The 10,251-nt window shown below is 34.3% G+C and carries 10 protein-coding genes; 3 read left to right on the forward strand and 7 right to left on the reverse strand.

Annotated elements, in window-relative coordinates; all coding sequences use genetic code 11:
* A partial coding sequence (locus KI369_RS25660) for a YfmQ family protein (protein ID WP_274382473.1) occupies nt 1-111 on the forward strand: 111 nt, incomplete at its 5' end.
* 49 nt (nt 112-160) lie between these two features.
* Here the strand turns inward: KI369_RS25660 and KI369_RS25665 are convergent.
* From KI369_RS25665 to KI369_RS25685, 5 genes are read right to left on the reverse strand one after another with little or no spacing between them, the layout of a single operon-like run.
* A complete protein-coding gene (locus tag KI369_RS25665; RefSeq protein WP_212958205.1) occupies nt 161-994 on the reverse strand; it encodes a hypothetical protein in 834 nt (277 codons plus the stop codon).
* Between the two features lie 20 nt (nt 995-1,014).
* Nucleotides 1,015-2,277, reverse strand: a complete 1,263-nt coding sequence (locus KI369_RS25670) for an MBL fold metallo-hydrolase (RefSeq protein ID WP_212958208.1) — start codon at nt 2,275-2,277, stop codon at nt 1,015-1,017.
* Nucleotides 2,274-3,944, reverse strand: coding sequence for an ABC transporter permease (locus KI369_RS25675; protein WP_212958210.1), 1,671 nt, complete (start codon nt 3,942-3,944; stop codon nt 2,274-2,276). Before KI369_RS25675 ends, KI369_RS25670 begins: the two co-directional genes overlap by 4 nt.
* Before the next feature lie 12 nt (nt 3,945-3,956).
* Entirely contained in the window at nt 3,957-4,982 is a 1,026-nt protein-coding gene (locus KI369_RS25680) for an ABC transporter substrate-binding protein (protein WP_212958212.1), read from the reverse strand.
* The gene (locus tag KI369_RS25685) at nt 4,960-5,952 is read right to left on the reverse strand and encodes an ABC transporter ATP-binding protein (protein ID WP_212958214.1); all 993 of its coding nucleotides are present in this window, start codon (nt 5,950-5,952) and stop codon (nt 4,960-4,962) included. The genes KI369_RS25680 and KI369_RS25685 overlap by 23 nt, the downstream gene beginning before the upstream one ends.
* Nucleotides 5,953-6,114: 162 nt before the next feature.
* Here KI369_RS25685 and KI369_RS25690 point away from each other — a divergent pair, with 162 nt between their 5' ends.
* Nucleotides 6,115-7,008, forward strand: coding sequence for a LysR substrate-binding domain-containing protein (locus KI369_RS25690; protein ID WP_212958216.1), 894 nt, complete (start codon nt 6,115-6,117; stop codon nt 7,006-7,008).
* 40 nt (nt 7,009-7,048) lie between these two features.
* Here the strand turns inward: KI369_RS25690 and KI369_RS25695 are convergent, their stop codons facing one another.
* Together KI369_RS25695 and KI369_RS25700 are read right to left on the reverse strand one after the other, a co-directional pair.
* On the reverse strand, nt 7,049-7,573 hold the full coding sequence (locus tag KI369_RS25695) for a COG3014 family protein (protein ID WP_212958218.1): 525 nt from the start codon (nt 7,571-7,573) through the stop codon (nt 7,049-7,051).
* 113 nt (nt 7,574-7,686) lie between these two features.
* Nucleotides 7,687-8,955 carry an MFS transporter gene (locus KI369_RS25700; protein ID WP_212958221.1) on the reverse strand — a complete coding sequence of 423 codons (1,269 nt, stop codon included), beginning with the start codon at nt 8,953-8,955 and terminating at the stop codon, nt 7,687-7,689.
* 118 nt (nt 8,956-9,073) lie between these two features.
* On the opposite strand from KI369_RS25700, the gene KI369_RS25705 reads away from it, so the two are divergent.
* Nucleotides 9,074-10,251 (forward strand): helix-turn-helix domain-containing protein (locus tag KI369_RS25705; RefSeq protein WP_212958224.1); only part of this gene is annotated, 1,178 nt, incomplete at its 3' end.

The following is a 10,251-nucleotide window of genomic DNA, read 5'->3' on the forward strand; positions in this document are numbered from 1 at the left end:
GAAGAGCATGTTGATGTTGTAAAGCAATATAAAAAGAAGGTAGTTGCTTATAGTTTACGCTCTAAAAATCTTCAAAATAGTGATATGTTCGTGTCAGCTGATTTAGCTTAATACTCATATATAAAAAGGAATCCATGGCATATGGATTCCTTTTTACTATTTACTGAAAAATAAGCTCTGTCTTCAAACTATCTTTCGGTAACAACCATCCTTTTTGTTCTATACTCTTCATTAATACTTCTCTTTGTTCTTTCGCAATACTTTCCTCATTTGTTTTAAACGACACTTCTATTACGAAATCATCTTCTATTTTCCCTGTATTACTTAGTGGCCAAACTTCAATATTCGTTTTACTATTTTCAAACTCCCCTGTATACCTTTTCATTAATACAGGACCATAAATACGGGAATCCCTTAACATCTCTTCTCCCCAATTCGTATACAGCCATTTGTTCATTTTCCCTGGTAACTTTTCTATTAACATGTTTTGAGCAGCCTGTTCGTTCGGTAGATCAAGTACCCCATATCCTTTCGCACTGTAACTTTTCTTATTTGAAATACTTAACGTTTTCTTCTCAAATCCCCAGTCTATTTCTGCTTCATAATTATCAGTTTTACTGTCAAATCCATCTTTTTTAGCTACTTCTAGTGCATCTTGAATTACACCGTTTTGAATCGGGTATCTTTTTTTATATGTTAGCTCAAAATCTTTACTAAATTCTTTCTTTCGAATTCTGGCAAACCAGCCTTCATTACTTAAATTTTTATTTGTCGTATCTAAAAACTGTACTTGTATTCTTTCATAATTTGTACCAGTCTGGAAATACTCTAATACATCTTGCTTCATCTCTTTGTTATGACCTAGTACTTGTTCTGGCTTTAATAATAACTTCACTTCAAAACTAGGTGTCATTGGACTAGCGGCAAATCCTTCCTTAACGTTATAAAGCAAACAACAAAAGAAAATACTTACGAATACAAATACTCTTTTCATATACCTATCCCCTTTACATTTCAAATGACTTCTATACGTTCCATAGTAAGTGAATATACATTTTCATACCCTGCCGTGCTAAGCTTTTTCTGTAATCGATCTGTATCCTCTTTCAATGCGTGTACTAACACCGTATGTTCTGGTGATAATGTATTTAACATCTCTTTCACATCTCTTATACTTTGGTGAACTTTATATGGAACTCGCTTCACCCTACATTCTTTATCTACACGTTCTTTCAAAACTTTTTCTGCAAAACTCCCTTTAGCAATATGTCCAGTAAAGATAATAGAATTTCGTTCGTCACGTCGAATTTGTTCATAATATAACTGCGCTCTTTTCATTTGCATATTCGCATCACTCATTACAACTATTCCATAACTATGTTGCGTATCGCTGTCATCATCCATAACTATTACGTTTCTTTTTAAACTCTCTATTAGCTCTTCAAGTTCTTCATTATTTTTGATCCAATCTTTATATACGATCATTTCTTCGAATCCATCCAAAATTTCTTGATCTACTATAATGGGAAGTTCTTTATATTTTTTATATAAATACAATACGATATCTTGCGCCCTACCAAGAGATGGCAATGGTAGTAACGCTATTCCTTTCTTCCCCGCAACTCGTTCAATTTCTGTACATAGTTCGTTTACTCGTTCATATTGCGAAACATCATCAGTATGATAAGCAGCATCTACAATTGCGACTTTTATATCACCGCGCAATTTCTCAGGTAAATTAGCTCGCAATATGTTAGACTCCGCTGAATAATCTCCAGAATAAAATACATATGTATGGCTCATATCCACTAAAAACCAAACAGCCCCTAATACATGCCCACTATACCCCCATTGAAAACGCAATGTAGGTGTAATCTGTATCCATTCATTCGGATTACTGATCTCATCAATATATACATAATTTAAATCTTTAACATTTTGGTCGTTATAAGGTAAATGCCATCCTTGTACCAAATTGTAATTTCTCCATTTTTCATAATAAGCGGGAAGTTGCTCTTTCGTATAACGAGTCGTCCAAATTTTTTTCTTATATCCATACTTCGCTAATAAAGGCAACCCCATCGTATGATCTTCATGAATATGTGATAAAAATACTGCATCTAAAAACGGTACAACTTCCCTATCTATTTTGGGATAACTATCCTCATATGATCGATTAATACCACAATCAAACAATATTTTCGTCTCTTTATTTTTTACGAAGTAGCAGGAACGACCGTATTCTCCCGCTCCTCCCCATACTTCTATCCTCATCATGCTACCCCTTTTCGTTTTTGCTCCATATGCTGCAGAAGTAATAAACATAGTGTTGTAAGTCCAACTGAAACGACAGCCATCGCCATTCCAATAGATACTTCTCCTTGTTCAAATTGAGCAAAAATAAATGTTGCTGACGTTTCTACTGATGGAGGTAGTACGAGAAGCGATGCTACTAACTCTCTAATCGAGATTGTAAATGTCATCGCCCATCCAGCGAGAATACCCGGAATAATAAGAGGTAATATTATTTTCCTAAAAATATAAATATAATTTCCAGAAAAAATACTTCCTACCTGCACGAGAGAATCATCAATTTGCCCGAGCGATGATTTTACATACTGCACCGTATAAGGTAAAAAAAGAACAACGTACGTTACGATAACCATGACTGGTGTATTGTAAATTGATAGGGGCATATAGGGTGAGTTCCAAAATAAAATAAGCCCTACAACCATCACGATTCCTGGTACCATATTCGGTAACATACCGCACATATCAAGCCACTTTTCAGAGGACTTTTTCCCCTTTCGAATCATAAGCGCCAAAAAGACTCCAATAGTAGCAGCGATAATCGCTGTTATAAGTGAAAAAAGAAAACTGTTCCATAAAGCTTCTAATCCTGGGGATCCCATTGTAAACAATGCTTCATAATGGCTCGTTGTAAAGTTATTTACATGTAAGCCACCGCCTCTTAATTTCGATAATGAAGCAATTAATATAGAAAAATATGGGATTCCAATTGATACGATTAATAAACCAATTACATAAACCCATGCTACAATGCGCGTAAATATAGACAATGTATACCTTTTAGATTTCACACCTTTTCCACTAACCATTGCATATGAGTACTTTCGATTCAATACATTTTGCATATACCAAATGAGCATACATGCACTAAGTAATAAAGAAGATAATGCTGTTGCGCTACTAAAGTCAATCGGCCAACTCGAAATAAATTTATGAATCTCTGATGTTAACACATGAAACCCTATTCTTCGTCCGAATGTAGCCGGTGTTCCAAATTCAGCAATCGTCTTTACGAAAATAAGTAAAGCACCCATTACATAACTTGATACTAATAGCGGCAATATTATTTTTCGTAAACGATAGAAAAATCTTCCGCCATGAACTGCTGCAGCTTCTTCTTTACTACTCCCAATTTGAAGTAACGTGTTTTTCAACATAAAGTATAGAAATGGGAATAAATGCAGACTCATAATTAAAACCATACCTCCTAAACTAAAAAACGAAGATGAAATCGTTTTTAGCATCGGAAAAAACTGTTCGAAATAGCCGTTCGGTTGCATGAACAAAATCCAGCCCATCGAGCCAATATACGGCGGTGTCATAAATGGAATCATAAAAACAACATCTAACTTACTATACTTTCCAACATCTGTTTTACTCATAATGAACGCCAATGGAAATGCAAATATAGTAGCCCCGATTACAACGAGTACGCCTAGAAGCATCGAGTTTAGAAAAATCCCAGCTAATCCGCCACTCTGCATCACTTCAAACGGCTTTAAAAAATTCCAACTACTATTTTCATATACACTAGAAAGTAAAATGAGAAAAAGCGGAATGACGATTAACATCGCCACAAGTAACAACGCTACCGTCATTCCAACTTGTCTTACTGATACGAATCGATTTACCATGTAATCACCATCTTATTGAAATACTTTCTTAAACTGTTTTCCTATTTCATCTTGTTCTTTCTCAACTGTTTTCCAATCAATATTTAATACTGGAATCTCTTCCACATTTGGTCTATTTTCAGCTTTTATATCTGTTCTACCAGGCAATAAATATGCTTTAGAAATTTGTTTTTGTACATCATCTGATAATAAATAATCAATAAACTCTTTTGCACCTTCTACATTTTTACTATCCTTCATAATGCCTGCTGCGCGTGGACTAATAACTGTTCCGCTTTTTGGATAAACAATATCAACAGGTTCACCCTTTGCTTTTGCACTGTACGTCATATAATCAACACCCGCAATGACCATATCTTTCGCACCTGTTACTACGGGATCTAACGCTTCTTGGTTTGCCCCCGCTACTGTAACTTCATTTTTCTTAAGCTGTTCAAATAACTTCCATCCATCTTTTCCATTCTTTTTAACATATCCTGTTACAAAGTCTAAAGCTGAACCTGAAAGTGCTGGATCTGGAAGATTCACTTTCCCTTTCCATTCTTCTTTTGTTATATCGCTCCAATCTTCAGGTGCTGTCTTCACATTTTTTGTATTGTACACAATTCCTAATGCGGAAGCGCTATACCCGAAATAATGTCCTTTATCATCCGACCATTCTGGACGAAGCTTATCAGCTTGTTTCGCTTCTTTATAAGCTAACGTTTGACCATCTTTCTTTAACCCTTCCATCGCCGGTAAAGATGCAAGTACGACTACGTCAACGACTGGTTTTTTCTTTTCAGCTTCCATTCTCGCTAAAATTTTTCCAGTTGTCCCTTGAAACATTTCCACTTTTATGCCCGTTTTCTTTTCAAAGTCCTTTTGAATTTTTTCTGCTAATCCTTTTGGCCCTGCACTATATACCACTATTTTCTTTTCATTAGTCGTTTTACTTTTTGCATCTGCATTGCCTGTCTTTGAACTACACCCTGTTACTACAGCCGAAAATAATAACGTACATACAAATAAAGACTTAAGCGAACTGAATTTCTTCATACGATTCTCCCCCTATATGATGAATACATTTTTTTGGCACATATAACGATACTGGTTTACCTATGCTTAATTTACTATTGTGATAAGCTGTCCATATTCCAAGTGCACCCATATTTACTTTCATTTCATACCGTTCTCCTACATATGTAACGTGCTGAATTTCACCTGTAAACATTTCGCACATTTCATTTTTTGTCCAGCTCACATGCTCTGGACGAACCATTTGTTTCCCCTCTACAAGCCAATTTGCCTTACCAACAAATTTTGCAACAAATTCATGAGATGGCTTCACATAAATATCTTCTGGTGTTCCTTTTTGTAATACTTCTCCTTGTTTCATGACAATAATTTGATCTGACATTGACATCGCTTCTGTTTGATCGTGCGTGACATACAATGCCGTTAATCCAATCGAATGAACGATATCCATAAGCTCTAATCGCATTTCTTCTCGCAAAATCGCATCGAGTGCACTCAGCGGTTCATCAAACAAAATAAAATGTGGTTTTGTTACAATCGCTCTAGCAAATGCGACACGTTGTTGCTGTCCACCAGAAAGTTCATGCGGATATCTTTTCTCCATCCCTTGCAAGCGAACTCTCTTTATTGCATCTTCTACTTTTTCCCGTAATTGATTCGTTTGCTTTGTAGCTCTTAAACCAAATGCAACATTTTCAAATACAGTCATATGCGGCCATAAAGCAAAATCTTGAAATACCATGCCGATATTACGTTCATGAGGAGATGTTTTAATTTTTTTAGCAGAAGAATACATGCACGTATCCCCAAAATATATTTCACCTTTATCTGGCTCTTCAAGTCCTGCAATCATTCTAAGTAAAGTAGTTTTCCCGCATCCCGAAGGCCCTAAAAGTGTGGTGAATTCACCTTGTTTCATAACAATTTGTAACGGTTTTAACGCCTGCGTTTTTCCAAAGTTCTTTTCTAATCCATGAATTTTAATATCCATCTTATCACCTCTCTCCCCTCACTCTTAACCTGCTTTCATTCTATCTGGAAGACTTATACTGAATGTTAATGTACTGTAAAGATTAAATTAAAAAACTTCTAATAAACTATTTATTTCTATAGATTTTTTCTATAGTTAAAATAAAAAAGGCGGCAACTCATAATGAATCTCTTAAAATTAGAAATTGTAGTGCTTATTAAGAAATATAAAAAACTTACGATTGTTGCAGAGAAACTTGGTGTTAAACAACCTACTATTACATTCCATATAAAAAGCTTAGAAGAGGAACTCGGTGTTCCTTTATTTGAATTACGTTCAGGAAGATATTTCTTAACAGAGGCTGGTGAGGCACTGCATCATTATGCTTGTAAAATAGATGCACTGATGAAAGAAGCTAGGCGGGTCACGCAAGAGTTTAAAGATTTTCATAAAGGCGCTATAACAATTGGCGCTAGTTATGTACCAGCGACTTATCTTTTACCAGAAATTATTCACCAATTTCAATGCGAATTTCCAAATATAAAAATAACACTTATGGTAAAAACAGCTCCTGAAATTCGAACGATGCTACAAAATCATGAAATTGATCTCGGGGTAATTTCTGCGGCACCGTTTGATGAGTCACTTTTAAAAGAAACAAAAATAATACCTGATACACTTGTTCTTGCTTTCTCAAAAGAGCATCATTTTTCAAAAAAAGAAAATGTATCATTACAAGATATCGAAAAAGAACGTATACTATTGCATCGTAATCCATCTACAACAAGAGATTTACTTACAAAATGGATGTTAGAACATAACATTACGTTCCAATCTGAAATTGAATTAGATTCATTAGAAACGATGAAACAAATTTTAACATATGGTAATGGAGTAGCCTTTATTTCTAAACTCGCTATTGAACAAGAAGTACACCGAAATGAACTATGCTATATATCCATCCCTGGATTTGAATTTCAACGTAACATTTATACGATTCATCATGAGGACAGATGGAATTCTAAAATTATTTCTTTTTTACTACATAGCATCACTTCTTATGCAGCAAAAAATTAAAAGGCTGTCGTTATACACGACAGCCTTTTAAACTATTACTCTATTTATTTTTCTTCGCTTCAATTTTTGCTTGTGCCTCTTCAGCCTTATCTAATGCTTCTGAAATTTTTTTCTCTTTTTCTTTCACATCATCTATACTATCGACAGCTTTAATGAGTTTATCGATTCCTTCTTCTTCTACTTTTCTCCGCTTTGCTACTCTTTCATTTACTTTCTCTTCTACATCTTTTGCTTTTTGAAGCATATTCTCTGCATTTGATGTTACAGCTGTTTCAAGTGCATCGTCTTTTTTCATTTGCAACACTTCATTCGCAATGTCTTTCGCTTCTAAATACTTACCATCTTTTAATGCTGTAGCTCCGTGATCCATCTTTTCGGCCATTTCTTTATATGATTTCGCTTTATTTCCTGACTTTTCTTTTTCCGCTTTTTCAAACCACATCGTTGCATCACTATATTTTTCATCTTTCAATGATTGCATACCTGTATCAATATACGTGTCATAATTACTACATCCAGCCATTACGACTAACAGAAAAAGCATAACAAAACTTAATTTTTTCATGCTGTTGTCTCCTTTTCTTTGCCTGCTCACTATACTGTAACATACATAAAAAAGAGTTTCAAAAACTAAAATACTAATTCGGTCATTTTTATTTTATTAAGTCAAATTTCCTTTTAGGCTGACACATCCACTTGCTTTTTCATTACATGCTTCTTTACGCCTACTAATACAACTAACAATAAACCTCCGCCTAATGTCATCATAACAATGCTAGTTGGCAATATATCTAATAATAATCCATACACAATCATACCGAGCGGTGCGATTGCAGTAGAAATTGTTTCAAGTAAGCCGAAAACGCGTCCTAAATAACTTGGATTTGTCGTCTTTTGCATATGTACTTGCATCGGAATATTTACAACCATCATTGATATACCAGTTAACGCCATAAAAGCGATATAGTAAATAAAACTTGCTACTTTCGGAATGGTAACTACTAATGGAAACACTGTACATAAACTCAAACTCGCAAATAAAAACAATCCAATATAAACAGAGCGAAACGGATTATTCACTTCTTTACGTATCGATAAAACAATTGCACCAATTAACATCCCAACTGCTAACATTCCCTCTACAACACCGAGTTGCTTCGAAGATAGATGCAAATTTTGAACAATAATATATGGAAGTGAAACGAAAAGTGCACTCGCAAAAAAGTTTACCCCTACTGCAATTTTCATTAAACCATATATTTCATGCTGTCTTTTTACATATGAAAACCCTTCTTTTATACTCGTCAAGAAATGCTCTTTACTTTCAGCCATGTCTTTTTTGTATAAATCAAATACGATAAATAATTGCACAATTACCGCTAAAAAGAATGTAATACTATTTAACAAAAAGAACGACTTAATAGAAAAGAAACCAAATACAACCCCGCCAATAATCGGCCCTAATATATTTGATAAAGAAGCTGCCGTTTGATTTAAAGCACTTGCTTTTTGAATACGCCCCTCATCCACTAAACTCGGAATAGACGACGTTAATGCAACAGAATAAAAACTTGCACAAATTGATAATAATGCTGCTGAAACATAAATAAACAGAAGTGATGGCCCAAAAGTAGTTGCAAGGATAAACATAATAAACATTGTTAAACTACTTAACAAATCAGTACCGATGACGAGCCATTTTCGATTGACGCGGTCAGCTACAGCACCAGCAATCGGTCCACAAATCAGCCTTGGAATCGATCCGCAAATAAGCGTAGTTGCAAACCCCATTCCTGAACCCGTTGTCTTTAATACGTATAATCCCATTGCAAACGTATAAATACCCGCCCCTAACAAGGACGTCATTTTTCCAATCATCATTAAAATAATATTTCTCGTTGCAACTTTCATTCTTGCATCAGGTTGTCCGATACTTATATCTCCCATTTTGACTCTCTCCCCTTAAAAGTTAAATTGTGTTAAACTTATTATATAATCGACTTTCTAATTTTTACAACAAAAAGTTAAATACAATTTAACTTTCCAACTATAAAGGAGCAATAATATGGCAACTCTCGGTGAAAAAATTAAAGCGTTACGTAAAGAAAAAAAACTTACACAAACAGAGCTGGCAGGTTCGAAACTTACAAAAAGTATGCTTAGTCAAATTGAAAATGGAAAAGCTACACCTTCCATGAAAACATTACAATATATCGCTGAAAAACTTGAATGTGAAGCGAGTTTTTTATTAGAAGATGATGATGTAGAAATTGTAGAACTCATTACAAAAATGGAGCAACTCATAAAGGAAAACAAATGTGATGAAGTGTACAAGACTTTACTACCTATCGTACAAAAAGAACTCCCTTCTACTTTAAATACGGCTCGTATATACAAACAATTCGTAACTGCTGCTGTGATTATGAAAGATTACAACATTGAATCTTACGTAGAAAAAGCTGTTTCTATTTTCGAAAAATATAAGTTATACCGCGACAGTACGGAAACAAAATTAAAATTATCTTTTGCGATATTCACACGTAAAAAGTATGCAGAATGTTTACAACTTATATCTAATATTAGAAATAATTATGAAGAGAAACATTTAGAAATGGATCTCATTATACATATTGATTTATGTTTATATGAAGCCATCATATTACTAGCATGTGGCGATTATGAAAAATGTGAAGAAACGATATTAGAGACACTCGCATTTTCAAAAAAACATCAAGTGTATTATAAAACAGATGTATTTTACCGGATTTTATCTTACCAAAAAGTCATTACAGTTGATAAAGAGCGTTATTTATATTACATAAAAAAATCTGAGCAATTTGCTATTTTTACAGAAGATACTCTATCCATTGCGATGACTAATATTTTAAAAGCCTACTATTACAACACGATTACTAATGAATATACAATCGCATTAAAACATCTAGAACAATATCGAGAAAAACTAAAAGATCAGCCAATTTTTCAAGATGACGGATTGTATTATCTTGAAAAAGGAAAATCTTTATACGGATTAAAACGTTACGAAGAAGCTTTAGAAGCATTGGAACGTGGTATTATACCAGATTATATGAACCATCCACTTGATCAATCGTGGCTTACAACAGCAGGTGCATATCGTGCACTTTGTTACGTTAAACTGAATGATAAAAAAAGAGCTCTTGAAGAAGCCACAAAAGCAAATGAAATGATACAATCGTATCCGGATTCTATTTTCTCTGCATT

Source organism: Bacillus sanguinis (assembly GCF_018332475.1).
Taxonomy (GTDB): Bacteria; Bacillota; Bacilli; order Bacillales; family Bacillaceae_G; genus Bacillus_A; species Bacillus_A sanguinis.

Bases quoted from the DNA above. Each gene is read 5' to 3' on its own strand.
- KI369_RS25665 (WP_212958205.1), bottom strand. From the start codon at position 994: ATGAAAAGAGTATTTGTATTCGTAAGTATTTTCTTTTGTTGTTTGCTT.
- KI369_RS25695 (WP_212958218.1), bottom strand. From the start codon at position 7,573: ATGAAAAAATTAAGTTTTGTTATGCTTTTTCTGTTAGTCGTAATGGCT.
- KI369_RS25670 (WP_212958208.1), bottom strand. From the start codon at position 2,277: ATGATGAGGATAGAAGTATGGGGAGGAGCGGGAGAATACGGTCGTTCC.
- KI369_RS25685 (WP_212958214.1), bottom strand. From the start codon at position 5,952: ATGGATATTAAAATTCATGGATTAGAAAAGAACTTTGGAAAAACGCAG.
- KI369_RS25680 (WP_212958212.1), bottom strand. From the start codon at position 4,982: ATGAAGAAATTCAGTTCGCTTAAGTCTTTATTTGTATGTACGTTATTA.
- KI369_RS25700 (WP_212958221.1), bottom strand. From the start codon at position 8,955: ATGGGAGATATAAGTATCGGACAACCTGATGCAAGAATGAAAGTTGCA.
- KI369_RS25690 (WP_212958216.1), top strand. From the start codon at position 6,115: ATGAATCTCTTAAAATTAGAAATTGTAGTGCTTATTAAGAAATATAAA.
- KI369_RS25675 (WP_212958210.1), bottom strand. From the start codon at position 3,944: ATGGTAAATCGATTCGTATCAGTAAGACAAGTTGGAATGACGGTAGCG.